Raw genomic sequence first — 23656 nt, 5'->3', positions numbered from 1 at the left:
GCGTGAAGTCCTTGAGCGACACCCAACCCGACCTCGGGTTCGCCAACGACCCCGTCGACGTCCACCGGTAGGTCGACGGGAGGGTGCAGCCGCCGGGCGTCGTGGTGGTCGTCGTCGTGCTGGTCGTGGTCGTCGTCGTGGAAGTGGTGCTGCTCGTGGTGGTCGTCGTGGTCGTGCTCCCGGTGCACGCCACGCCGTTGAGGGCGAAGCTCGTCGGGACCGGGTTGCTGCCCGTCCACGACCCGTTGAACCCGAACGACACGGCGGCGTTGGTGCCGACGGAGCCGTTGTAGTCCACGTTCTTCGCGGTCACCGCCGAACCGCTCTGCGCCAACGACGTGCTCCACGCCTGCGTCACGGTCTGCCCGGCGGCGAAGGACCAGGTCAGCGTCCAGCCGTTCAACGGGTCGCCCAGGTTGGTGACGGACACGGTCGCGCTGAACCCGCCCTGCCACTGCGACGCCACGGCGTAGTCCACCGAGCAGCCCGCGGTCGCCGCGCCCGCGGGCAGCGCCACCAGGACCGTCGCCGAGGCCAGCAGGGCGGCGCTCACCGACGCGATGCCGACGTTGGCCGCCCTCGATCTGGTTAGGAAACTGCGTCGCACTGACATGACGTCTCCTCCGTGGGATTTGCGCAAGTTCTCGAACGCCGGCTCCCCGTGATCGGGCGTCGCCGCGGGAACGACCGTCGAATGCGAATTCGACGATCGCCTGCTAAATATTCGACGGAATATTTGAGCGCGTTCCCGTTGAGCGTCTCCCGGGCATGGTGGAGCCACGGCGGTAATGCGGTTGGACCTGTCCACCAGAATGGGGTGGCCAAGCCCCCGCGGTCAACGGTCCGCGCCCGAACGTCCCACTCGGCGGGCGCGGATCAGTCGTATTCCTCCAGTTTCGAGCGGGACTGGAGGAGCCGGCGCAGCGAGGCCAGTCGACCGGGGGACGCCTCGCCGGTGCGGACCAGCTCGTCCAGCATGCAGTCGGGGTCCTCGGGCGCGCCCAGGTGGCCGCAGCCCGACGGGCACTCCTCGGCCATCGCCTTCATGTCGGGGAACGCGGCCACGATGTCGTCCGGGGTGATGTGCGCCAGGCCGAACGAGCGGATGCCCGGCGTGTCCACCGCCCAGCCGCCCTCCGGCAGCGGCAGGGCGACGGTCTGGGTGGACGTGTGGCGGCCCTTGCCGACCCCGCTCACCACGCCCACCGCCCGGTGCGCGTCGGGCACCAGCTTGTTCACCAGGGTCGACTTGCCCACCCCGGAGTGCCCGATCAACGCCGACAGCCGGTTCACCAGGCGGCCCCGCAGCTCCGCCGGGTCCTGGTCGGACCGCGTCACGACCACCGGCAGGTCCAGCTCGGCGTAGGCGGCGACCAGCTCGTCCGGCGGCGCCAGGTCGGACTTCGTCAGGCACAGCAGCGGTTCCAGCCCGCCCGCGTAGGCGGCGACGAGGCACCGGTCGATGAAGCCCCGGCGCGGCTGCGGGTCCGCCAGCGCGGACACGATCACGAGCTGCTCGGCGTTGGCGACCACGACCCGCTCGAACGGGTCCGTGTCGTCGGCCGTGCGCCGCAGCACGCTGCGCCGCTCCTCGACCCGCACGATCCGCGCCAGGGTGTCCGGCAGGCCGGTGGTGTCGCCGACCAGGCCCACGTGGTCGCCCACGACGACCGGCGTGCGGCCCAGCTCGCGCGCCCGCATGGCGACGACCATCCGCGCCGGGTCCTCGTCCAGCGCGCACGTCCACCGGCCGCGGTCCACGCCGACGACCATGGCGGGCACCGCGTCCGCGTGCTCGGGCCTGCGCTTGCTGCGCGGCCGGCTGCCCTTGCCCGGCCGCACCCGCACGTCGGTCTCGTCCAACCGCCGCCAGTCGCCGCGTGCCACGTCAGCGCGCCCCCGGCTGCGACAGCATGGCGGACCACATCCCCGGGAAGTCCGGGATGGTCTTCGTGGTCGACCCGATGTCGTCCACCGACACGCCTTCGACCACCAGGCCGATGATCGCGCCCGCGGTGGCCATCCGGTGGTCGGCGTAGGCGCGCCACACGCCGCCGTGCAGCGGGCGCGGGGTGATGACCAGGCCGTCCTCGGTCTCCTCCGCGTCACCGCCCAGCCGGTTGATCTCGGCGGCCAGCGCGGCGATCCGGTCCGTCTCGTGGCCGCGGATGTGCGCCACCCCGCGGATGCGGGTCCGGCCCCGGGCGAGCGCCGCCAGCGCCGCGACGGTCGGCGTCAGCTCGCTCTCGTTCTTCAGGTCCACGTCGAGGCCGACCAGCTCGCGCGGACCCGTCAGGACGAGGCCCCCCGCGGTGAGCTCCACCTCGCAGCCCAGGCGCCGGAACAGGTCGCGGACCGCGCCGCCCGGCTGGGTCGTCCGATCGGGCCAGCCGGGGATCGTGACCCGCCCGCCCGTCACGGCCGCCGCCGCCAGGAACGGCGTGGCGTTGGACAGGTCCGGCTCGACGTGCCGGTCGAGGGCCGCGATCGGGCCCGGCTCGACCCGCCACTCGTCCGGCGCGGAGTCGTCCACCGCGACGCCCGCCTCCCGCAGCATCGCCACGGTCATGTCGATGTGGGGCAGCGAGGGCACCGGCTCGCCGTCGTGGCGGACGGTGACGCCGCTCTCGTACCGCGCGCCCGACAGCAGCAGCCCCGACACGAACTGCGACGACGCCGACGCGTCCACGGTGACCTCGCCGCCGGGCACCCCGCCCTTGCCGTGCAGCGTGAACGGCAGCCCGTCGCCGTCCACGTCCGCGCCCAGCACGCGCAGCGCGTCCAGGATCGTGGCCATCGGCCGGTTGCGGGCGTGCGGGTCGCCGTCGAACGTGACGTCGCCGACCGCGAGCGCGGCGGCGGGCGGCAGGAACCGCATCACGGTGCCCGCCAGGCCGCAGTCCACCCGCGCCGGGCCCTGCATGGGCCGCGGCGTGACCAGCCAGGACCCGTCCGGGCCGTCCTCGACGCCGACGCCGAGCGAGCGCAGGCCGGCCGCCATCAGCAGGGTGTCGCGGCTGCGCAGCGGCGCGTGCACGGTGGACGGCCCGTCGGCCAGCGCGGCCAGCACGAGCGCCCGGTTGGTGATCGACTTGGAACCCGGGACGGGTACGGTCGCCTCGACCGGGCCGTCGGCGGTGGGTGCGGACCACTGCTGAGTCATGGCCTGATGATTCCGCATCGGGTCGCCGACAGCTCGCACCGGGCCTTCCGACGTGCGACGATGGCTTGCCCGAGGTACATCGGTGGAGAGGTGGTCGGTGTGTGCGGCAGGTACGCGTCCACCAAGAACCCGGCGCTGCTCGCGGCGGAGTTCGACGCGGTCGACGGCACCGAGGGGCACGCGCCCGGACCGGACTACAACGTCGCGCCGACCAAGCAGGTGCTCGCCGTGGTGGAGCGGCACCCGCGTGACGACGAGGGCAACCCCGACCCGGGCACGACCGAGCGCAGCGTCCGCGTGATGCGCTGGGGCCTCGTGCCGCACTGGGCCAAGGACCTGTCCGGCGCGGCGAAGATGATCAACGCGCGGGCGGAGAGCGTGCTGGACAAGCCCGCCTACCGCGACTCGGCCGCCAAGCGCCGGTGCATCGTGCCCGCCGCGGGCTGGTACGAGTGGCAGCCGGGGGAGGGCCGCAAGCAGCCGTACTTCATCAACCCCGGCGACGACTCCAGCATCGCCATGGCCGGCATCTGGTCGGTGTGGTGGCAGCAGGAGGGCGACGAGCGCAAGCCGGTCGTCACGTGCGCCGTGCTGACCACCGACGCGATCGGCGAGATGACCGCCGTGCACCACCGGATGCCGCTGGTGCTGCCGAAGGACCGCTGGGCCGCGTGGCTCGACCCGGACAACGCCGACCCGAAGGACCTGCTGCGCCCCGACCTCGACCTGGTGAACGCACTGGAGCTGCGGCCGGTGTCGATGCGCGTGAACAGCATCAAGAACAACGACCCGTCGCTGATGGACGCGGTCGCGCTGGGGGAGTCCGAGAAACCGGAGCCCACCTTGTTCGAGCTGAAATGACCTCGCGGGCGGTCGACACCCCGTTCGGCACCGCGCGGGCCGAGCTGCACTGCGCCGCCGAGGGCCGCGCCGCGCTGCTGCTCGGGCACGGCGCGGGCGGCGGGATCGCCGCACCGGACCTGGTGGCGGCGGCCCGCGCGGCGGTGGGCGCCGGCGTGCACGTGGCGCTGGTCGAGCAGCCCTACCGGGTGGCGGGCCGCCGCGCGCCCGCGCCCGCCAAGCAGCTCGACGCGGCGTGGCTCGCGGTGGCCGACGACCTGTGCGCGAGCTGGTTCGACGACCTGCCGCTGGTGTTCGGCGGCCGGTCCTCCGGCGCGCGGGTGGCGTGCCGGACCGCGGCGGAGGGCCAGGCGGCGGCCGTGCTGTGCCTGGCGTTCCCGGTGCACCCGCCGGGCAGGCCGGAGAAGTCCCGGCTGGCCGAGCTGGACGGCGTCGAGGTGGCCACCCTGGTCGTGCAGGGCGAGAACGACCCGTTCGGCCGGCCGGAGCCGGCGCACCACCGCGACGTCGTGCTGCTGGCGGGGGACCACAACCTCAAGGCCGACGTGGCGGGCGTGGGCCGGGCCGTCGGAGAGTGGCTCGACCGGGTGCTGCGCCCCCTGGAGGTCTGATCGGGCCGGGTCCGGTCGAGCCGGTCCGGTCAGGCCGAGATCGGCGCGACGACCGCCTGCGTGAGCCGCACCAGGTCCGCCGGCGCGATCTCGACCTCGAGCCCGCGCCGCCCGGCCGAGCAGTAGATGGTCCCGAACCCCTCCGCCGAGGCGTCCAGCGCCACCGGCAGCCGCTTCTTCTGCCCCAGCGGCGAGATGCCGCCCGCCACGTACCCGGTGGCGCGCTCGGCCGCCGCGACGTCGGCCATCCGCGCCTTCTTCCCGCCCACGGCGGCGGCCAGCGCCTTGAGGTCCAGCTGGCCGGTGACCGGGACCACCCCCACGGCCAACCGGCCGTCCACCTCCGCGACCAGCGTCTTGAACACCCGTTCGGGCGCGATGCCCAGCGCCTCGGCCGCCTCCAGCCCGTACGACTCGTGCCGCGGGTCGTGCTCGTAGGCGTGCAGCGCGTAGGCCACCTTCTGCTTGTCCAGCAACGCGGTGGCGGGCGTCCCACGTCCGGCCATGAGCGCGCACCCTAGTGCAGGGAATGCCCGGCGGGGCCGTCGCGTTGGTGCGAACGTGGCTACCGAGGTGATGGACCAGCAGGTCGGCAGGCAGGTCAGGGTGCGCCCACCGCGCGGCTCGGCCCGCTGCCGTCCCGGAGACCGCCGCGTATCCTCGACTGCGTCCCAGACAGTTCCGGCCACCGCGCTGACCAGCCGGTGGGAAGGGAGCGCGGTGCCAGCCACGCGAACGCAGGACACGCCGACTGACGAGACAACGGCCGAGCGCGCCGCCAGGTTCGAGCGCGACGCGATGCCGATGCTCGACCAGTTGTACTCGGCGGCCCTGCGGATGACCCGCAACCCGGCCGACGCCGAGGACCTGGTCCAGGAGACCTACCTCAAGGCCTACGCCGCCTTCGCGTCCTTCTCGCAGGGCACGAACCTCAAGGCCTGGCTGTACCGCATCCTCACCAACACCTACATCAACGGCTACCGCAAGAAGCAGCGCCAGCCGATCCAGCAGCCGACGGACGAGATCACCGACTGGCAGCTCGCGCAGGCGGAGAGCCACACGTCGACCGGGCTGCGGTCGGCCGAGGTCGAGGCGATGGACCGGCTGCCGGACTCAGACGTCAAGGAAGCCCTGCAGCGCCTGCCGGAGGAGTTCCGGATCGCGGTGTACCTCGCGGACGTGGAGGGCTTCGCCTACAAGGAGATCGCAGACATCATGGGCACCCCGATCGGCACCGTGATGTCCCGGTTGCACCGGGGCCGAAGGCAGCTTCGCGACCAGCTGGCGGACACCGCGCGCGAGCGCGGCATCATCCGCGACGGTCAGCAGGAGGTGGCGGGCTGATGAGCTGCGGCGAGCACCACGAGACGGACTGCTCCGAAGTCCTGTCCGAGGTCTACCTCTTCCTCGACCACGAGTGCGACGAGAACCGCAAGCAGCTGCTCCAGACGCACCTGGAGGAGTGCCACCCGTGCCTGGAGCAGTACGGCATCGAGGAGCACCTCAAGGCGCTGCTGGCCCGCAAGTGCGGCGGCGAGCACGCCCCGGAGGAGCTGCGGCGGCGGCTGCGCGCCCGGCTCTACCAGACCGCCGACCAGTCGACCCTGGAGGTCGAGGTCACCACGACGGTGACGACGCGGACCGAGCGGTCCGGCGGCTGAGCCGTCGCGACCCGCCCGAAGCCGAGGGGTGGAAGCCGAAGGGCCCGGGGCGGCTGCCCCGGGCCCTTCGCACACCAAGACCGAGGTCAGGTGTTGGGGCGCTTCCCGTGGTTGGCGCCGCCTCTCTTGCGGTCGCGGCGCTTGCGGGCACGCTTCGACATGGGGTTCTCCTAGTGCTCGAACTGCCTCACGACAGTGTGTCACGTGGTCACCTGTGCACGGCACCGGGTCTGAACCGTGGTTGGATGGGCCCGGACGAAGGAGGACCATGGCCGAGGAAATCCGGGCCGAGATCGTGGCGAACGTGGCCCAGATCGCCGTCAAAGAGGGTGACGAGGTCACGCACGAGACCACCGTCGTGGTGCTCGAGAGCATGAAGATGGAGATCCCGGTCCTCCCCGAGGGCGCGGGCCGCGTCACGCGCATCGCCGTCGCGACCGGCGACGTGGTGCAGGAGGGCGACCTCATCGCGGTGGTGGAGTAGCTGTCCACGCTCACCGACCTCCTGGCCGAGCACACCAAGCTCTCCGGCGGCGCCGTCGACCACCTGCAACTGGTGGTGGCGGAGTGGCAGCTGCTGTCCGACCTGAGCTTCGCCGACTTCCTGATGTGGGTGCCGCTGGACGACACGACGTTCCTGTGCGTCGCCCAGGCCCGGCCCACGACCGCGCCCACCGCGCACCCCGAGGACGTCGTGGGCAGCATGGTGGACGTCGAGGAGCACCCCCAGCTGCGCCGGGCCACCACCGAGGCGCGGATCTGCCGCGAGGAGGACCCGCGCTGGCACCTGGGCGTGCCGGTGCGGCGGGAGGCGATCCCGGTCAAGCGGGACGGCGAGGTCATCGCGGTGCTCAGCCGCAACACGAACCTGGCCGTGCCGCGCGTGCCGAGCCCGCTGGAGATCTCCTACCTGGGCAGCGCCGCCGACCTGTGCCAGATGATCTCCGACGGCACGTTCCCGACCACCGAGCCGTCCCCGGACGTGCACACGAGCCCCCGCGTCGGTGACGGCCTGATCCGGCTGGACGCGTCGGGCGCGGTGGTGTTCGCGAGCCCGAACGCGCTGAGCGCCTACCACCGCATGGGCCATGCGTCCGACCTGGTGGGCGTGCACCTGGCGCCGTTGACGCGGTCGCTGATCGGGGACCCGTTCGACGCCACGGAGGTCGCGCAGCGCATCCGGGCGGCGCTGGACGGGCAGCCGTCGATGCGCATCGAGGCCGAGTCCCGCCGGGGCGCGGCGGTGCTGTTCCGCGCCCTGCCGCTGCGGCCGCGGGGCAGCGCGGCGGGCGCGCTGGTGCTGTGCCGGGACGTCACCGAGGTCCGCCGCCGCGACCGCGCCCTGATGTCGAAGGACGCGACGATCCGCGAGATCCACCACCGGGTGAAGAACAACCTGCAGACGGTCGCCGCGCTGCTGCGGTTGCAGAGCCGCCGGACCAGCAGCGAGGAGGCCCGCGAGGCGCTGGCCGAGTCGGTGCGCCGGGTCACGTCCATCGCCCTGGTCCACGAGACGCTGTCCATGTCGGTGGACGAGCGGGTGAACCTCGACGACGTGGTGGACAAGGTCATCCCGATGATGTCGGACGTGGCCGCCACCGAGTCGCAGGTGGTGGTGCGCCGCGAGGGGCCGTTCGGCATCGTCCCGGCCGAGCTGGCGACCCCGCTGGTGATGGTGCTGACCGAACTCGTGCAGAACGCGTTCGAGCACGCGTACGCGGCGGGTCAGCGCGGCGAGGTCGTCGTGCACGCCGAGCGCTCGGCGAAGTGGCTGGACGTCGTGATCTCCGACGACGGCCGCGGCCTGCCCCAGGGCTTCTCGCTGGAGCGCACCGACCGGCTCGGGTTGCAGATCGTCCGGACGCTGGTGGAGTCCGAACTCAGGGGCTCGTTGAGCTTGCGGAGGCGGCCCCGAGGCGGTACAGAGGCGGTCCTGCGCGTGCCGCTCAGGGCACGGCGTTAGACTGCTCCCCGTGCACACGTGACGGCCTGCCTCAGCGGGGTCACGTGGTCATGCGGGAGGGTGTGCAACACAAGCGAAAGGCCCGACACCTGGCACGGTGTCGGGCCTTTCGTGTGCTTGCTTGCCGTGAGGTGGCTCAGGCGTTGCTGCGAGCCCGGGTGCGAGCGTTGCGGCGCTTGAGGGCGCGACGCTCGTCTTCGCTCATCCCGCCCCACACGCCGGCGTCCTGGCCGCTCTCCAGCGCCCACGCGAGGCAGTCGGAGACGACGGGGCAACGGCGGCAGACGGTCTTCGCCTCGGCGATCTGCAGGAGCGCAGGACCGCTGTTCCCCACGGGGAAGAACAGCTCGGGGTCCTCGTCGCGGCAGATCGCGCGGTGGCGCCAGTCCATTGGAACTACTCCTCAGCTAGGCGCGCGCGAAGGCGCGCCACTCGTCAGCGGTCGGTTTTGGGGTGCTTGTGAATGCTTTCACGAACGGCCGGGATGTCAAGGGTTTAACCCCAACCCGGTGAGTGAACTCACCCGAAAGATCGACTCAGTTCACCTGGGGTTTCACGCCGCGGTATCACTCCAGGTCGTAACATCGCGGATCGGTACCGAGCCGGTCACACCACGGTCACACGGCGACCGTCAGCGCGCCGGCCGCCGAGGTGAACTCCACCTCGGTGCACGCGCCCAGCAGGTCCCCGTCGACCTGCAGGTTGACCGGGTCCGGGCTCGTCACCCGGACGAACTCGACGTCGTCGCGCCGCAGCAGGTTCCCACCCCTGGGGTTCCCATCCGTGGCCAAGAGATGCGCGACGTAGCGAAGAACTGTCGGAAATCCGATGCCGCGCAGCGCGAACAGGCCGAGCCCGCCGTCGAACGACGTGCTCGGGTTGAGCCGGATGGCCTTGTCGCCGAGGTAGGTCCAGGGGTCGGTGTTGGAGATGAACGCCAGCCGGACGTCGTGGAAGGGCTCGTCCTCCGGGATCTGCACGGTGAGCGTCGGCGGCTGCTTGCGCTGGGTGAAGTAGCTGGTCAGCGCGGTGCGGGCGTAGAGGGTGGGCGACGCCTGGCGGCCCTTGGCGCGCTGCTGCTCCACGGCGGCGACCACGTCGGCGTCCCAGCCGACGCCCGCGTTGAAGGTGAACCAGCGGTCCAGGTCCAGGCCCGCGCCGGCGGCCGCGACGCGGCCCACGCTGACGCGGCGGCTGGTGCCGTGCTCGATGGCCTGGAGCAGGCGGTAGGTGGCCTCGACGGGGTCGCGCGGCAGCCCCAGGGCGCCCGCGAAGACGTTCGCCGAGCCGCCGGGCACGACGCCGAGCATGGGCAGGCCCGGCCGCGCGCCCCCGCGCAGCACGCCGTTGACCACCTCGTTCACCGTGCCGTCACCGCCGTGGGCCACGACCAGGTCGTAGCCGTCCACGACGGCCTGCGCGGCGGCGTCGGCCGCGTGGCCGCGGTAGTCCGTCTCGACGATGTCGAGCTTCACGTCGCTGGCCAGCGCGTGCGCGAGCACGTCCCGACCGGCGGGCGTCGTAGCCGTCGCCTGCGGGTTGACCACCAGAAGTGCGCGCACCTCTGCAGGGTAGGACAGCGCGTGACCTTCGACAGGTTGCGTGTCACCCGTTAGGAGGGGCATGCGCGCACGAAAGTGGCCGACATCTCCTTTCGGTGTCGCGTTCTCCGTCGTCCTGCGCCTCGCGACAAGTGCACCCCGGCCCGACCGCCGGCTCGCCGAAGAGACTGGTGTGATCATCGCCCCTGCGGCGGTCGAACGGGACACGCCAACCGGGTGGCCTACGATGCGTGACGAGTACTCACGGTGAGGAAAGGCCCAGTTGAAGGGGCACGGCGTGACGACCCAGAGCAAGGTTCCCCCGGCGGTCCGGGCGGCCGGCGCGCTCACCGCGGCGCAGGGCCTCACCGGGCTGGCGTTCGCGGTCGCGCTGGTCGTGCGGTCGTTCAGCGCGGACAAGGTGGGCGAGGTGCTCGGCGAGGCCGCCTACTTCGCCGTGCTGTCGTCGGGCGTCCTCGCGGCCGGCGTCGGCCTGGTGCTCGGCAGGCACTGGGGGCGCACGCCGGCGGTCGTCGTGCAACTGCTCCTCCTGGGTGTCGCCTGGTACACGTACGGGCCATCGGGGCAGCAGCTGTGGGGCGCGCTGCTCGGCGCGTACGTCGTCGGCACGCTGGTGCTGCTGTTCACCAACCCCGTGCGGCGGTGGGCGCTCGGCGTGGACGAGGACCGGGACGAAGCCGACAGATAGGGCATTTGGTCGCCGACCATCGTCTGGCTGCTCGCCGACGAACGGCGGGTAGTCGCCGTCACTCCGACAGGTGACGCTGTGCGTGGTGAATTCACCACTCCCTGCGTTCGTTGAGGTGACAACCCCATGCGACTCAATCGCGCCCTGTCCGCGGTGGTCGGAGCCACTACCGCCCTGCTGTCCGCCTTCGCGCTGACCACGCTCGCGCCGACGGCGTCGGCCCAGGAGGCCGGCGGCGTCCAGCCGTACATCATCGGCGGCGGCACCGCGTCCAACGCCCCGTGGGCGGCCCGCCTGTTCCGCAACGGCCAGCAGAACTGCTCGGCCACGATCATCGCGCCGACCTGGGTCCTGACCGCCCAGCACTGCGTGGCCAGCTCGGGCACCTACACGTTCCGCATCGGCAGCCTCGACCAGACCACCGGCGGCACCCTGGCCACCGCGACCCAGATCATCCAGCACCCGTCGGTCGACCTGGCGCTGGCGCGGCTGGACCGGTCCGTCGCGGGCACCTACGCGCCGCTGGGCACCACCACGGCCGTGGCCGTCGGCCAGACCGTGCAGCTCTACGGCTGGGGCGCCACGTGCACCGACCAGCCGGAGATCAACTGCCAGGCCCGCTACCTGAAGTACGCCAACACCCGGGTCACCTCGGTCAACGGGCGCGACTACCGCGGTGGCATCGCGATCTCGGTGAGCCGGGTCGACGGCATCGCCGCCGGCGGCGACTCGGGCGGCCCGATGTTCGCCACCAGCCCGGTCGACGGCCGCTACTACCAGGTCGGCGTCGCCTCGACCAGCGACCGCTCGTCGCGGTCGAACTACACCGCCGTCACGCGCTACCGCGACTGGATCCGCTCCTACGCGGGCGTGTGACCGAATCCCCCGGCCGAAGGGACAGGCTCCTCTCCCCCTGCGCGGTCCCTTCGGCCGGGGCCCGGCGGCGCGGTTCCCGGCGCGACTGCCAGTGATAATCACCCTGCGTGTTCACATTGGGCGGATGGACACGAACGGAGTAGCCAGATACGGTCTGGCAGGCGGTCACGCGCTCCGGGCGCAGTCAGGGTGAGGTGCGAGGTGCAGAACCCCCCGAGGTGGGTGTCGACCAGCGGTGACGTCGAGCGCCCCAACGTCGCCCGCCTGTACGACTACTACCTGGGCGGTGCGCACAACTTCGCGGTCGACCGGGAGTTCGCCGACCGGTCGTCGAGCGGGATCCCGACCGCCGCGATGGTCCAGCACACCCGCTCGTTCCTGCGCCGGGCCGTCCGGCTCTGCGTGGCGCACGGCATCCGCCAGTTCCTCGACCTCGGCTCGGGCATCCCGACCGCGGGCAACGTGCACGAGGTGGCCCAGCAGGCCGACCCGACGTGCCGCGTGGTGTACGTGGACAACGAGCCCGCCACCGTCGCCCACAGCCGCACGATGCTGCGCGACAACCCCGGCGCGGCCATCGCCGAGGCCGACATCCGGGACGTGGCCGCAGTGCTGGGCGCGCCCGAGGTGCGCGCCCTGCTCGACCTGAGCCGGCCGGTCGCCGTGCTCATGGTGGCGATCCTGCCCTACCTGTCCGACGACGACCGGCCCGCCGAGTTGGTGGCCCGCTACCGCGACGTGGTCGCCGACGGCAGCTACCTGGTGCTCAGCCACCTGACCGCGGACGAGCAGCCGGAGCTGGTGCGCAAGGTGGTGGAGGTGGCCGCCGAGACCGGCTCGCCGCTCGTGGCGCGGTCCAAGTCGGCGGTCGAGGCCATGCTGGACGGGTTCGGCCTGCTGGACCCGGGCCTGGTGCTGGCGACGAAGTGGCGCGGCGAGGGCGAGCCGGGCACCGGCGCGGAGGCGGTCAGCTACGGCGCGGTGGGCGTGAAGCGGGGTCCTCGCTGAGCAGCCGGGTCTGCTCCCGCAGCACGGCGACGGTGCGCGCGACCCAGTCCGCGATGACCTCCCGCTCCCGCGGGGTGTAGCGGGCCGTCAGCTCCGCCATGGCCGCGCCCAGGCCCGCGAAGACCGAGCCGAACGCGCCGGGGACCGCGGTGATCACCACCCGCCGGCGGTCGTCGGGGTCGGGCTCGCGCCGCACCAGGCCCGCGCGTTCGAGGCGGTCGGCGACGCCGGTGACCGCGCCCGGGGTCAGGTTGATCTCCCTGGCCAGCTCGCCCGCCGTCACCGGGCCGCGGCCGGCGATGAGGGCGAGCGCGCGCTGGTCCACCGCGGTGACGCCCAGCCGTGCGCCCACGGCCTCGTGGAAGGCCACCACGGCCGTGCTCAGCTCGCGCCCGAAGTCCCGCTCGTCCATGAAGGCACTTTACCGCGCCGAATATTTCAGTACACTGAACTAAAATATTCGGCTGGTGAGGGGGTTCGTCGTGGGGGAGTTGCGGCTGGCGTGGGAGGTGCCGCGGTGGGCGGCGCGGTTCTACCGGCGGCACTGGGTGGTCGTCGTCGGCCTGTCGCTGGTGGCGTCCGTGCAGCGGCTCGTGGTGGTGAACTGGGGCGGGCACGTGCCGGGCGGGGTGGCGTTCGCCTCGGAGCTGGTCGTGGTGGCCGCGCGGGTGCTGCTCGTCGTGGTGGTCTGGCGTGCGGCGACCCGGGGGGAGCGGCTGACGTGGGCGGCCGCGCGGTCGTTCGCCGCGCGGCACCGGTCGAGCCTGGTGTGGCAGGCCGCGCTGCTGGCGGTGGCGTTCCTGGTCTTCGACGTCGGCGCGGAGCGGGTGGTCGGCGGGCTGCTGCCCGAGGCGGCGCGGCGGACGTACCTGGCCGTGCTGCTGTTCGTGAAGAACCCGACCGTCATCGCGTTCACGCTCGTGTGGTGGGTGGGGCTGGTCCGGCAGGTCGCGGTCAGTCGGCCCGCCCCAGTCGGGTGAGCGGCTCGTCGGTCAGGCGGAACACGGTCCACTCGTCCATCGGGATCGCGCCGAGCGACTTGTAGAAGCCGATCGCCGGCGCGTTCCAGTCGAGCACCCACCACTCCAGCCGCGCGTAGCCGCGGGTCGCGCACTCCTGCGCGAGCGCCTGGAGCAGCGCCCGGCCCAGGCCGCTCTTGCGGTGCGCGGGCTGGACGTAGAGGTCTTCGAGGTAGATGCCGTGCGTACCGCGCCAGGTGGAGAAGTTGAGGAACCACAACGCCGTGCCGACCACCCGACCGTCCACTTCGGCCACGTGGCCGAACAGCGCGGGCGCGGGGCGGAACAGCGCGTCGTGCAGCTGCTCGGCGGTCAGGTGGCACTCGTGCCGGGCGCGTTCGTACTCGGCCAGCTCCTCGACCAGGCCCACGACGGCGGGCACGTCGTCCTCGCGGACGCGGCGGATGCGCGGATCAGTCAACGTCGACCTCCCAGGCGGGCACGTTCAGGCGGCGCACCTGCGGGTCGCCGCGCTCGTCGCCGAGCACCGTCGTGCCGGCGGGGTCCAGTCCGAAGTGGACGCCGTCACCGGGCGGCAGGCCGAGCCAGGTGGCGATGAGCACGCGGCTGAAGTGCCCGTGCCCCACCAGCACCACGTCGCCGCCCGCCAGCGCCTGCCGGGCGCGGTCCAGCACGGCGGTCGCGCGGGCGTGCACCCGCTCGGCGGTCTCGCCGCCCGGCACGGGGTGGGTCCACACCGTCCAGCCGGGCGCGGTCTCCCGGATCTGGGGGGTGGTCAGGCCCTCGTAGTCGCCGTAGTCCCACTCGGCGAGGTCCTCGGTGCGCTCGACGTCGTGCAGCCCGGCCAGCTCGGCGGTCCGCCAGGCGCGCTGCCGGGGGCTCGCGAGCACCAGCGCGGGCGGGCGGTCGGTGGCCCGCAACCGCGCCAGCACCGCGCCCGCGCGCCGCGCCTGCTGCACCCCGGCGTCGGTGAGGGGCACGTCGGTGAGCCCGGTGTGCCGCCCGCTCTCGGACCACTCGGTTTGCCCGTGCCGGAGCAGGTAGACGTGTGAGGTCACGGTCCGAGCTTACGGAGGGAGCGCCGGGGGAGGCGGGACGGGGAGGGTGACCTTCGCCCGGCCGGGGGGGCCGGCGCCGAGCGCCGATCCCCGGCGCCGGTCCCCGGGTGCGCACGCGCGAACGGCGCCGGCGGGCGGAGGAACCGCCGACCGGCGCCGTTCGCGAGGAAAGCTCAGGCCGCGGCCTTGGTCTCCCAGAAGATCTTGTCGATCTGGGCGATCAGGTCGAGCAGCTCCTGGCCCTTGGCGGGGTCCATGGAGCCCTTCGCGCCCGACGCGCCGGCCGCCTTGGTGGCCCGGTTGAACAAGTCGTGCAGCTCCGGGTACTTCTCGAAGTGCGGCGGCTTGAAGTAGTCGGTCCACAGCACCCACAGGTGGTGCTTGACGAGCTCGCTCCGCTGCTCCTTGATCAGGATGGCACGGGCGCGGAACTCGGGGTCCTCGTTCGCCTGGTACTTCTCCTGGATCGCCTTGACCGACTCGGCCTCGATCCGGGCCTGGGCCGGGTCGTAAACACCGCACGGGAGGTCGCAGTGCGCGGTGGCCTCCAGGAGCGGGCGGCGGAGTGAACGGATGCGCGACAGAAGTCGCATCTTTCCTCCCTGACAGTGGATGCTCCGACGTGACGAACCCTACTCCGGGACGTCGGCGCGAGCAGTCGGAGGTGATCGTTGGCACGGCCGGAGGGCAACCCGTTGCCGCTGGTTCGGGTGGTCGGACCCTCGATGGCACCCACCCTCCGGACGGGGGACGTGGTGCTGGTCCGCTTCGGGAAACCGCCCCGCCCGGGTGACCTCGTGCTGGTCAGGTGGGCGGCGCGGCCCGCACAGCTGTCGGTGAAGCGGGCGGTCCGGCGCGACGGCGGCGGGTGGCACGTGGAGGGCGACAACCCGTTCGCCTCCACCGACTCGCGGGCGCTCGGGCCGGCCGAGGTGGTCGGGGTCGTGCGCGCCCGCCTCTGGCCTCGGCCCCGGCCGCTGCGGCGGACCAGCCCGCCCGCCTGACCCGCCGACCGCTCAGGGGCGCAGCTTCGAGTACCAGGCGAGGCACTCGTCGTAGGACGGCAGCAGGCCGCCGTCGCGCGCCTCCTCGAACGTGGGCGCGCCCGCGTCCTTCGGCGACAGCACGGGGGTCACGTCGGCCGGCCACGGCAGGTCCATCGACAGCGGGTGGACGCCGTGCTCCGCCTTCGGGTTGAACCCCTCCGTGCACAGGTACGACGCGACCGTGCCGTCCTCCAGCGCCATCAGCGCGTGCCCGAGCCCCTCGGGCAGGTACACGGAGTTGAACACCCCCGCCGACAGCTCCACCGCGTCCCACTCGCCGAACGTGGGCGAGCCGACCCGCAGGTCCACCACCACGTCGAGCATCCGCCCGCGCGGGCAGTGCACGTACTTGGCCTGCCCGGGCGGGGTGTCGGCGAAGTGGATGCCGCGCACGACGCCCCGCCGGGACTCGCTGTGGTTGGTCTGGGCGACCTTCAACGGGTGCCCGACGGCTTCGGTGAACACCGCTTCCTGGTAAGGCGCGACGAACAAACCGCGATCGTCGGGGAACACCGAAGGGGTGAACTCGAATGCGCCGGAAATTTTCAGCTCACGTGCCTGCATGGCGCACACCCTAGGGCCCGCCGGCTCTTGACCGATCCTGCCTGCGGAAACTGACCGGTCGGTTCAGAAAACCGGACGTACGTTCTGTGGCACTACCTCTGACCTGCGGAAAAAGTGTGATCCCCGCCGCAGACAGCCGTCCGCGACGCTGCCATGCTTGCCCGCACACCGCCCTCAGCAGGCCGTCCAGCAGACCGCGTGGACGACTCCCAGACAGGCCCCGTCGACCCGCGTGACAACGCCGGTCCCGGTGCGCCGCAGGTATCGCGCACCGCAGGAGGACTCCCGTGACCGCAGTCAACGACCACACCACCACCGAATTGAGCGACGAGGAAATCTTCCGCGCGCACGAAGGCGGGAAGCTGGCCGTGGGCGCGACGGCGTCGCTGGCCGACCCGCGCGCCCTCTCCATCGCCTACACGCCGGGCGTGGCCCGGGTCAGCCGGGCGATCGCGGACGACCCGGCCCTGGCCGCGAAGTACACGTGGGCGCACCGCCTGGTCGCCGTGGTCAGCGACGGCACCGCCGTGCTCGGCCTGGGCGACATCGGCGCGAGCGCGTCCCTGCCGGTCATGGAGGGCAAGGCCGCGCTGTTCAAGACCTTCGGCGGCCTCGACTCCATCCCGCTGGTGCTCGACACCACGGACGTGGACGAGATCGTGGAGACGCTGGTCCGGCTGCGCCCGTCGTTCGGCGCGGTCAACCTGGAGGACGTCGCCGCGCCGCGCTGCTTCGAGCTGGAGGCCCGGCTCATCGAGGCGCTCGACGTCCCGGTCATGCACGACGACCAGCACGGCACCGCGGTCGTGGTGCTGGCCGCCCTGCGCGGCGCGAACCGCGTGCTGGGCAAGGACGCGGCCGACCAGCGCGTGGTGATCTCCGGCGCGGGCGCGGCCGGCGTGGCGTGCGCGAAGATCCTGCTGGCCGCGGGCGTCGGCGAGGTGACCGTGGTCGACTCGCGCGGCATCGTGCACCCCGGCCGGGACGGGCTCAACCCGGTGAAGGCCGACCTCGCCGAGGTCACCAACGGCAGCGGCCTGCGCGGCGGCATCGCCGAGGCCCTGCGCGGCGCGGACGTGTTCGTCGGCGTCTCCTCCTCGCAGGTGCCCGAGGAGCTGATCGCGAGCATGGCCGACGACTCGGTCGTGTTCGCGCTGTCCAACCCCGACCCGGAGGTGCACCCGGACGTGGCCGGGCGGCACGCCGCCGTCGTCGCGACCGGTCGCAGCGACTTCCCGAACCAGATCAACAACGTCCTCGCGTTCCCCGGCATCTTCCGCGGCGCGCTGGACGCGGGCGCGAAGCGGATCACCGAGCGGATGAAGCTGGCCGCCGCGGACGCCATCGCCGCGGTCGCCGCGGACGACCTGGCGGTGGACCGGATCGTGCCCAGCGCGCTGGACCCGCGGGTCGGCCCGGAAGTGGCCGCCGCCGTGGCCTTGGCAGCCCGCGAAGACGGAGTAGCCTGACCCCAAGTCGGAGTTGGGAGAGCTCCGGCCGCATCCGTCCGTACCCGTCGGCAGGCAACGAAACCGCCAACGTGTTGTTTCGTTAGCCCGTTGAGGGGTGGGCGATGACGCTCCGAAGCGCTACCGTCCCTCTCCTCGGGTGAATATTGCCCGTGGAGAGGGACGCCGTCTTTGGGTGCGGTCGGGCCGGTCATCCCTGCCGTAGACACGGGAAGGTGGGACCGTGCCCAAGCGGGTAGGACGCGCTCCGGTGGTGCTCGACCCGGCGCGTCCGCAGGACGGCGAGGTGTCGTTGGACGGCGTCGCCCTGCCCGAGGCGCCCGCGCTGCTGTGCGACCCCAAGGGCGTGGTGATGCGCGCCAGCGCCGCCGCCGTCGCGCTGACCAAGGCCCGTTCCGCCGACGACCTGGTCGGCCGCCCGCTGGGCGAGCTGCTGCTGGGCGGTGCCGACGACCTGCGGCTGCACCAGGCCGACGGCGGCCTCGTCCCGGTCCGCGCGGTGCGCACCCCCGTGCCCGGCACCGGGTTGCAGGCCGTGCTGCTGGTCGACGTCTCCGACCTGGCGCGGGCCGCCGAGGACCTCCGCGACGAGCAGCGCAGGCTGCGGGCCGTGCAGCGGGTCGCGCGGATCGGCTCCTGGGAGTACGACCCCGACACCGGCGTCACGGTCTGGTCCGAGTCCCACTACGAGATGCTGGGCGTGCGGCCCGGCGAGGTGGTGCCCGGCGCGCAGGCCGTGCTGGACGTCGTGCACCCGGACGACTACGAGATGGTCGCCCGCTACTGGGCCAACCGGGAGCTGGACGGCAACCCGATCGACATCGTCTACCGGGTCGTCCTGCCCGGCGGCGAGCAGCGCTGGATCCGCGGCGTCGCCGAGGCGAAGTTGAGGTCCGACGGCCGGACCCAGTTCATCACCGGCTACATCCGCGACATCACCGAGCAGCTGCGGTCCGACCGGGCGCTGGAGACCGAGCGGGCCCGGCTGCTGGAGGCGCAGCGCCTCGCGCGCATGGGCAGCTGGAGCTACGACACCGCGTCCGGCGCGGTGCACCGCAGCGAGGTGCTGCTGGAGATGTACGCGGAGCTGGGCGTCGTCCCCGACGACGACCTGCTGTGCGGAGTGCACCCGGACGACCGGGCGGCGCTGAAGGACCTGCGCCGCAAGCTGCTGAACCTGCGCGACGACGTCACCGCCACCGCGGACCGGACGCTGGAGGCGGAGGTCCGCAGCGAGGACGGCGAGCGCGTCTACGTCTGCCGCGCCCGGGCCGAGTTCGAGGGCGGCCAGGTCAGCCTGCTGCACGGCACCGTGCAGGACGTCACCGAGGCCCGCGCGCTGGAGCGCCAGCTCCGCGACGACCGCCGCCGCCTCGCCGACGCGCAGAAGGCCGCGCAGCTCGGCGTGTGGGAATGGAACCTCCAGACCGGCGACGTCGTGTGGTCGGACATGCTGACCGAGCTGTTCGGCGTGCCGCGCGACGAGCGCACCCGCTACCAGACCTACCTCGACCTCGTGCACCCCGACGACCGCGCCTGGGTGGACGACCTGTGGCAGCAGCTGGCCACCGAGGAGGTGCCGATCCAGCTGGAGCACCGGATCGTGCGCCGCGACGGCAGGCAGCGCGTGTTCCGCTGCTACGGCGTGGTGGTCAAGGGCCCGGACGACCGGCCGCTCGCCGTCGGCACGGCGCAGGACATCACCGAGCAGCGCGCCGCCGAGACCAGGATGAAGCGGTCCAGCCAGCGCTTCGCCGACCTGGTGTCGCTCACCCCGGTCGGCATCGGCCTGTTCGACGAGGGCGAGCGGCTGGTCGACGCCAACGACGCCCTGTGCGACCTGCTCGGCATGGACCTGGAGCAGTTGCGGGGCATGACCGCGGGTCAGCTCACGCACCCCGACGACGAGGCCGCCCTGCCGTCCATCGACGAGATGTCCGCGCCGGGCGCCGAGCGGACGCACAAGATCCCGCAGCGCGTCCTGGTCCGCCGCGACGGCGTGCAGGTGTACTGCGAGCTGCACATCGCGCTGTCCGTGCAGGACGACGGCCGCCGGTTCTGGCTGATCGTGTTCCAGGACATCACCGAGCGCCGCCGCACGGCCGAGGCGCTGCGCCACCAGGCCACGCACGACGAGCTGACGGGGCTGCCGAACCGGGCGCTGGTCAAGGAGATGCTGGGAGAGCTGCTGGAGTCGCCGGACCGGGCCAAGGTCGCGGTGCTGTTCTGCGACATCGACAACTTCAAGCGGGTCAACGACTCGCTGGGCCACGACGCGGGCGACGAGCTGCTGGTGGCGTTGGCGCGGCGGCTGGAGGGCGGCCTGCCCGACGGCTGCACGGCGGCCCGCCTGTCCGGTGACGAGTACGTGATCATCTGCGAGAACCTCGACCGGGTCGGTGGCGTGGACGCGCTGGCCACGCGGGTCGCGGGCCTGCTGCGCACGGCGGTGCCGGTGCACGGTCAGCTCGTCCGGGTGTCGGCGTCGATCGGCGCGGCCGTGCCCAACGGCTCGCGCGCCACCGGCAACGACCTGCTGCGCTTCGCCGACGCGGCGATGTTCGAGGCCAAGCGGAACGGCGCGGGCCGGGTGTCGCTGGCCAGCGCGGCGCTGATCGCGTCGGCCGACCGGCAGGTGCACCTGGAGGGCCAGCTGCGCGAGGCGTTGCAGCACGACGGGTTGGCGCTGCACTTCCAGCCGGTCGTGGGCGTGGACGGCGTGGTGCAGACCGCCGAGGCGCTGGTGCGGTGGCCGCACCCCGACCGCGGCCTGCTGCCGCCGGACATCTTCCTGCCCGTGGCCGAGCAGGGCGACCTGCTGCGCGAGCTGGACCGGTGGGTGCTGCGGACGGCGTTGAAGGAGGCGTCGACCTGGCCGGAGCCGGGCGGCAGGCCGGTGTCCGTGGCGGTGAACCTGGCCGGCCTGGTGCCGGGCGACCCGGAGTTCGTCGACATCGTGGCCGACGCCATCGCCGAGGCAGGCATCCCGTGGGACCGGGTGGTGCTGGAGCTGGTGGAGACGGCGCTGGTCGACCTGCCGTCACGGGTGCGGCAGACGATGGACGAGCTGGTGGGGCGGGGCATCCGGTTCGCCGTGGACGACTTCGGCACCGGCTACTCCTCGCTGGCGCGGCTCAAGGACCTCCCGGCGCAGATCATCAAGGTCGACCGGCGGTTCGTCTCGGGCGTGGGCAGCGACTCGTCGGACTTCGCGGTGGCGAAGGCGGTGGTCGACATGGCCCGCGCGATGGACCGCCGGTGCGTGGCCGAGGGCGTGGAGACCGCGACCCAGTTCCACGTGCTGCGCGGCATCGGCGTGGACACCTACCAGGGCTGGCTGTTCTCCCGGCCCGTGCCGCCCAAGGAGTTCCGGGCCCTGCTGGAGCTGGGGCCGCTTCACACCCCCCGAGCCGGGTGATCCGCGATACTCGTCCCCCGATGGACGACACGACGTGGGGTGCTGCCCGGTGAACCCCGAACGGATGATCGCCGACCTGGAGGCGGAGGCCGGGAACCTGGCCGAGCGGTACCGCGAGCTGCGGGAGCGGCTGCGGCGGGCGCAGGCCACGCGCCGGTCGCCGGACGGCGTGGTGACCGCGACGGTCGGGCCGAACGGGTCGTTGCGGCACATCGAGTTCTCGCCCGAGGCCGGGGGCCTGCCGCCCGCGCGGCTCGGCGAGGTGGTGCTGGACACCGTGCGGCGGGCCCAGGAGGAGGCCGCGCGGCAGGCGGCGGCGGTCGTGGGACCCCGGTTCCGCGGCACGGCGGCGATGGACTTCCTCACCGCGGCGGTCCCGCCGCCACCCCCGGTGCCCGAGGACCGCTCGGTGCCCGACGATCGCTCGGCGACCGGGGACCGCTCGGCGCCTGACGGTCCCCCGGCGCACGACGACGTGCCGCTGCCCAGGAGCCTGTGGGCGCCGGACGACCCGGGGGCCGCGTCGCGGTGACCCGCTTCCCCCAGATGCACCCGGTGAAGCGCACCGGGCCGGTGGAGTCCCCGCCCGACGCGCTCGAAGCCGACCTCGGCGTCCCCACCGCGGACGCGGACCCGTTGCGGCTGCTGGACGCGGCCGGCCTGGGGTGGCTCGTGGAGCACGTCGGGTTCCTGCGGGAGCCGCTGGACCGCCTGGTCGGGTACGGCGACCACTTCGAGGACGCCGGCGCCACCTGGCGGCAGGTCGCGACGACGTTGGACGGCATGGCGGAGCGGCGCGCGGGCGGGCGGCTCACGGCGGGCATCGCGGCGACCGGTCGGGAGTGCCGGTGCGTGGCGTCGCACGTGGCCGAGGTCGGCGCGATCACCGCCGCCGCCCTCGGCGTGTTCCGCGACGTGGTCGCCCTGTTCGTCCGGGAGGTGCTCGACAACGCCGTCGTCGCGCTGGCCGCCGCGGGCCTGACGTCCGGCGGTTCGACGGCGGACTTCGCGGCGTGGGCCGTCGAACGCGGCGCGGTGGTGCTCGGGCGGCTCACCCGCCGGCTCGGGGACGTGGTGCGCGTGCTCACGCGCGTCCTGGCCGCCCTGAAAGCCCTGTTCGGCAGGGCGCGCGCCACGCTGCGGGCCCTCGCCCGCCTCGGCGGGTGAGCCCGCCTACCCCGTCGCGGACGCCCGGATCAGCGGCAGCACCTCGGCGATCCGGTGCCGGGGCAGGTCGATCAGCCTCAGCTCCCAGTCCTCGTGCTCGCCGATCCGCTCCCGCGCCTCCCGCTTGGTCAGCCCGCCGCGCGTGGCGGTGACCAACGCCTCCCGCCACACGTTGCCGAGCTTGCCGTGCGCGCGCATCAGCACCTCCCGCACGGCCAGCCCGCCCACGTCCAGCGTGCCCGCGAGCACCTGGTCCGCCACCACGACGCAGTGCTTGCCGTCCGGGGTGGACCGCAGGAACCGCAGCGCGAACCTGGTGTCCACCAAGGACTTGAGGCCCCGCTGCCCGGCCGCCGACGCCACGTCCGGGTGGTTGTTGGGCACCAGGGCGGCCATCCGGCCGGGCGAGCACGCCAGCAACGTCCGCAGCAGCCACGGCCCGGGGTCGCCGGACAGGTCGACCGCGAGCGACGCCGCGCCCTTGCCGACCGGCTCCGCCCACCCCGGCGCGCGGGGCTTGGGCGGCGGCGAGGACTCCGGGCGCGGCGCGAGGTCCACCAGGGCCGCCAACGCCGTCGAACCCGGACCGGACGCCTCGACGGACTGCGGGCCGTGCGTGTAGATGGACGTCTTCGCCGGCTGCGCGGCCGAGCGGCGCGAGGTGGGCCGGCACACGTACAGGTCGGCCGCGCTGCCGATCGCCTGCGCGCCGTCGAACCGGTGGAACGCGGGCAGGATCGCCTCGAACACCAACCCGAGCCGCTGCAACTCCTGCTGCACCTTCAACCCCAGCGCGGGCGTCCGGTCGCTGAACCCGTACGCGAGCAGCACCCGGCCCCGACCGTGGTCGGCCAGGCACTCGACCGCCCGCGCGGCGAACAGCGCCATGCCCTCCGGTGTGTAGGGCGGGTCGCTGAACACCAGGTCCGCCGACTCCAGCACGGCGGGCGGCAACCCGAACCGGAAGTCCGCGTGCACCGCGCGCACCGGCCACCCGCGCTCGGCGGCCCGCGTCGCCACGAACTCCAGCAGGCGGTCGTCCACGTCGACCACGACGACCTCGACGGCCGGGTTCACCGCGCACACCGCGAGCGAGGTGAGGTCGTGGTCGCCCAGGCACAGCAGCGTCCGGCCGGCCAGGTCGTAGGTCCGGTCCAACCACAACGCGCGCTTCAGCGCCGTCTCCGCCGTCGCCTGCACGTGGTCCAGCGCGGCCAGCGGCGGCGGCACGGCGGCGATGTCCGCGCGGACCGACCGAAGCTGTTCCGCGTGCCGCGACACCAGGTCGTCCAGCGGGTCGGGCACGTCGTCACCGACCGCGAACCCGGTGTAGTCGGCGGACTTGGCGGGCGCCAGCCGGAACCGGTCGCCGTTCGTCTCCACGTCGTCACCCAGCGCGGTCAGCAGCTCCTGGACGGTCCGCCGCGGCACAGCGGGAACCCGAACCAACTCGGCCAGCGTGTGCGGGCCTGCGCGCAGGAGGTCCAGCACGCGCCGCAGCTCGCGGGCGTGCGGGCCGCGTTCGGCGAGGAGCGCTCGCACCAGTTCGGTAGCCACAACC

At 73.2% G+C, this 23656-nt stretch carries 28 protein-coding genes; 15 read left to right on the top strand and 13 right to left on the bottom strand.

The window, feature by feature from the left end:
* The 3 genes from ACIGNX_RS33630 to aroA all read right to left on the bottom strand — a co-directional run.
* A partial coding sequence (locus ACIGNX_RS33630; protein ID WP_396545401.1) for a non-reducing end alpha-L-arabinofuranosidase family hydrolase occupies window positions 1-553 on the bottom strand: 553 nt, incomplete at its 3' end.
* 323 nt (window positions 554-876) lie between these two features.
* On the bottom strand, window positions 877-1887 hold the full coding sequence (gene rsgA / locus ACIGNX_RS33625; RefSeq protein WP_396545399.1) for a ribosome small subunit-dependent GTPase A: 1011 nt from the start codon (window positions 1885-1887) through the stop codon (window positions 877-879).
* A gap of 1 nt (window position 1888) precedes the next feature.
* Window positions 1889-3163 carry a 3-phosphoshikimate 1-carboxyvinyltransferase gene (gene aroA / locus ACIGNX_RS33620; protein ID WP_396545397.1) on the bottom strand — a complete coding sequence of 425 codons (1275 nt, stop codon included), beginning with the start codon at window positions 3161-3163 and terminating at the stop codon, window positions 1889-1891.
* Window positions 3164-3262: 99 nt separating this feature from the next.
* Between aroA and ACIGNX_RS33615 the strand changes: the two genes are divergently transcribed.
* Both ACIGNX_RS33615 and ACIGNX_RS33610 read left to right on the top strand, forming a co-directional pair.
* Window positions 3263-4024 carry an SOS response-associated peptidase gene (locus ACIGNX_RS33615; RefSeq protein WP_396545395.1) on the top strand — a complete coding sequence of 254 codons (762 nt, stop codon included), beginning with the start codon at window positions 3263-3265 and terminating at the stop codon, window positions 4022-4024.
* Entirely contained in the window at window positions 4021-4635 is a 615-nt protein-coding gene (locus tag ACIGNX_RS33610; protein WP_396545393.1) for an alpha/beta family hydrolase, read from the top strand. Before ACIGNX_RS33615 ends, ACIGNX_RS33610 begins: the two co-directional genes overlap by 4 nt.
* A gap of 29 nt (window positions 4636-4664) precedes the next feature.
* Here ACIGNX_RS33610 and ybaK read toward each other — a convergent pair whose 3' ends face one another.
* The gene (gene ybaK / locus ACIGNX_RS33605) at window positions 4665-5141 is read right to left on the bottom strand and encodes a Cys-tRNA(Pro) deacylase (protein WP_396545391.1); all 477 of its coding nucleotides are present in this window, start codon (window positions 5139-5141) and stop codon (window positions 4665-4667) included.
* A gap of 214 nt (window positions 5142-5355) precedes the next feature.
* On the opposite strand from ybaK, the gene ACIGNX_RS33600 reads away from it, so the two are divergent.
* Both ACIGNX_RS33600 and rsrA read left to right on the top strand, forming a co-directional pair.
* A complete protein-coding gene (locus tag ACIGNX_RS33600) occupies window positions 5356-5979 on the top strand; it encodes a sigma-70 family RNA polymerase sigma factor (protein ID WP_396545389.1) in 624 nt (207 codons plus the stop codon).
* The gene (gene rsrA, locus ACIGNX_RS33595) at window positions 5979-6296 is read left to right on the top strand and encodes a mycothiol system anti-sigma-R factor (RefSeq protein WP_396545387.1); all 318 of its coding nucleotides are present in this window, start codon (window positions 5979-5981) and stop codon (window positions 6294-6296) included. The genes ACIGNX_RS33600 and rsrA overlap by 1 nt, the downstream gene beginning before the upstream one ends.
* Window positions 6297-6382: 86 nt before the next feature.
* On the opposite strand, the gene ACIGNX_RS33590 is transcribed toward rsrA, so the two are convergent.
* Window positions 6383-6457, bottom strand: coding sequence for a 50S ribosomal protein bL37 (locus tag ACIGNX_RS33590; protein WP_369299106.1), 75 nt, complete (start codon window positions 6455-6457; stop codon window positions 6383-6385).
* A gap of 107 nt (window positions 6458-6564) precedes the next feature.
* Here ACIGNX_RS33590 and ACIGNX_RS33585 point away from each other — a divergent pair, with 107 nt between their 5' ends.
* Window positions 6565-6780, top strand: coding sequence for a biotin/lipoyl-binding carrier protein (locus tag ACIGNX_RS33585; protein WP_396545385.1), 216 nt, complete (start codon window positions 6565-6567; stop codon window positions 6778-6780).
* Window positions 6781-8259: a sensor histidine kinase gene (locus tag ACIGNX_RS33580; protein ID WP_396545407.1), complete on the top strand. Its 1479-nt coding sequence runs from the start codon at window positions 6781-6783 to the stop codon at window positions 8257-8259. It begins immediately after the preceding gene.
* Between the two features lie 136 nt (window positions 8260-8395).
* Here the strand turns inward: ACIGNX_RS33580 and ACIGNX_RS33575 are convergent, their stop codons facing one another.
* Together ACIGNX_RS33575 and ACIGNX_RS33570 are read right to left on the bottom strand one after the other, a co-directional pair.
* Window positions 8396-8650 (bottom strand): WhiB family transcriptional regulator, encoded by a 255-nt coding sequence (locus ACIGNX_RS33575; protein WP_015104912.1) that lies wholly within the window; start codon window positions 8648-8650, stop codon window positions 8396-8398.
* A gap of 226 nt (window positions 8651-8876) precedes the next feature.
* A complete protein-coding gene (locus tag ACIGNX_RS33570; RefSeq protein WP_396545383.1) occupies window positions 8877-9821 on the bottom strand; it encodes a diacylglycerol/lipid kinase family protein in 945 nt (314 codons plus the stop codon).
* A 277-nt stretch (window positions 9822-10098) separates the two neighbouring features.
* Between ACIGNX_RS33570 and ACIGNX_RS33565 the strand changes: the two genes are divergently transcribed.
* From ACIGNX_RS33565 to ACIGNX_RS33555, 3 genes are all read left to right on the top strand, one after another.
* Window positions 10099-10509, top strand: coding sequence for a hypothetical protein (locus ACIGNX_RS33565; protein ID WP_396545381.1), 411 nt, complete (start codon window positions 10099-10101; stop codon window positions 10507-10509).
* A 126-nt stretch (window positions 10510-10635) separates the two neighbouring features.
* The gene (locus ACIGNX_RS33560; protein WP_396545379.1) at window positions 10636-11385 is read left to right on the top strand and encodes a S1 family peptidase; all 750 of its coding nucleotides are present in this window, start codon (window positions 10636-10638) and stop codon (window positions 11383-11385) included.
* Window positions 11386-11586: 201 nt separating this feature from the next.
* Window positions 11587-12393, top strand: a complete 807-nt coding sequence (locus ACIGNX_RS33555; RefSeq protein WP_396545377.1) for an SAM-dependent methyltransferase — start codon at window positions 11587-11589, stop codon at window positions 12391-12393.
* Here the strand turns inward: ACIGNX_RS33555 and ACIGNX_RS33550 are convergent.
* A complete protein-coding gene (locus ACIGNX_RS33550) occupies window positions 12353-12805 on the bottom strand; it encodes a MarR family winged helix-turn-helix transcriptional regulator (RefSeq protein ID WP_396545375.1) in 453 nt (150 codons plus the stop codon). The genes ACIGNX_RS33555 and ACIGNX_RS33550 overlap by 41 nt on opposite strands.
* Window positions 12806-12860: 55 nt before the next feature.
* Here ACIGNX_RS33550 and ACIGNX_RS33545 point away from each other — a divergent pair, with 55 nt between their 5' ends.
* A complete protein-coding gene (locus tag ACIGNX_RS33545) occupies window positions 12861-13373 on the top strand; it encodes a hypothetical protein (protein ID WP_396545373.1) in 513 nt (170 codons plus the stop codon).
* Here the strand turns inward: ACIGNX_RS33545 and ACIGNX_RS33540 are convergent.
* The 3 genes from ACIGNX_RS33540 to sodN all read right to left on the bottom strand — a co-directional run bounded on the left by ACIGNX_RS33540 (window position 13348) and on the right by sodN (window position 15024).
* Window positions 13348-13833: a GNAT family N-acetyltransferase gene (locus tag ACIGNX_RS33540; RefSeq protein ID WP_396545371.1), complete on the bottom strand. Its 486-nt coding sequence runs from the start codon at window positions 13831-13833 to the stop codon at window positions 13348-13350. The genes ACIGNX_RS33545 and ACIGNX_RS33540 overlap by 26 nt on opposite strands.
* The gene (locus tag ACIGNX_RS33535; RefSeq protein ID WP_396545369.1) at window positions 13826-14431 is read right to left on the bottom strand and encodes a histidine phosphatase family protein; all 606 of its coding nucleotides are present in this window, start codon (window positions 14429-14431) and stop codon (window positions 13826-13828) included. The genes ACIGNX_RS33540 and ACIGNX_RS33535 overlap by 8 nt, the downstream gene beginning before the upstream one ends.
* A gap of 173 nt (window positions 14432-14604) precedes the next feature.
* The gene (gene sodN / locus ACIGNX_RS33530; protein ID WP_073891370.1) at window positions 14605-15024 is read right to left on the bottom strand and encodes a superoxide dismutase, Ni; all 420 of its coding nucleotides are present in this window, start codon (window positions 15022-15024) and stop codon (window positions 14605-14607) included.
* A gap of 78 nt (window positions 15025-15102) precedes the next feature.
* On the opposite strand from sodN, the gene ACIGNX_RS33525 reads away from it, so the two are divergent.
* On the top strand, window positions 15103-15435 hold the full coding sequence (locus tag ACIGNX_RS33525) for a S24/S26 family peptidase (RefSeq protein WP_396545367.1): 333 nt from the start codon (window positions 15103-15105) through the stop codon (window positions 15433-15435).
* A gap of 12 nt (window positions 15436-15447) precedes the next feature.
* Here ACIGNX_RS33525 and ACIGNX_RS33520 read toward each other — a convergent pair whose 3' ends face one another.
* On the bottom strand, window positions 15448-16041 hold the full coding sequence (locus ACIGNX_RS33520) for a dTDP-4-dehydrorhamnose 3,5-epimerase family protein (RefSeq protein ID WP_396545365.1): 594 nt from the start codon (window positions 16039-16041) through the stop codon (window positions 15448-15450).
* Between the two features lie 287 nt (window positions 16042-16328).
* On the opposite strand from ACIGNX_RS33520, the gene ACIGNX_RS33515 reads away from it, so the two are divergent.
* From ACIGNX_RS33515 to ACIGNX_RS33500, 4 genes are all read left to right on the top strand, one after another.
* Complete coding sequence (locus tag ACIGNX_RS33515; RefSeq protein ID WP_396545363.1) at window positions 16329-17510, top strand: NADP-dependent malic enzyme; 1182 nt, start codon at window positions 16329-16331, stop codon at window positions 17508-17510.
* Window positions 17511-17733: 223 nt separating this feature from the next.
* Entirely contained in the window at window positions 17734-20928 is a 3195-nt protein-coding gene (locus ACIGNX_RS33510; RefSeq protein WP_396545361.1) for an EAL domain-containing protein, read from the top strand.
* Window positions 20929-20977: 49 nt separating this feature from the next.
* Window positions 20978-21460 (top strand): YbaB/EbfC family nucleoid-associated protein, encoded by a 483-nt coding sequence (locus ACIGNX_RS33505; RefSeq protein ID WP_396545359.1) that lies wholly within the window; start codon window positions 20978-20980, stop codon window positions 21458-21460.
* 23 nt (window positions 21461-21483) lie between these two features.
* A complete protein-coding gene (locus ACIGNX_RS33500; protein WP_396545357.1) occupies window positions 21484-22095 on the top strand; it encodes a hypothetical protein in 612 nt (203 codons plus the stop codon).
* Between the two features lie 6 nt (window positions 22096-22101).
* On the opposite strand, the gene ACIGNX_RS33495 is transcribed toward ACIGNX_RS33500, so the two are convergent.
* On the bottom strand, window positions 22102-23652 hold the full coding sequence (locus ACIGNX_RS33495; RefSeq protein ID WP_396545355.1) for a bis-aminopropyl spermidine synthase family protein: 1551 nt from the start codon (window positions 23650-23652) through the stop codon (window positions 22102-22104).
* Between the last annotated feature and the right edge of the window lie 4 nt (window positions 23653-23656).

It is taken from the genome of Actinosynnema sp. NPDC053489 (assembly GCF_044544865.1).
Classification (GTDB): domain Bacteria; phylum Actinomycetota; class Actinomycetes; order Mycobacteriales; family Pseudonocardiaceae; genus Actinosynnema.
The sequence above is the reverse complement of the archived record's forward strand: the minus strand, read 5'-3'. Positions and strand labels throughout refer to the sequence as shown.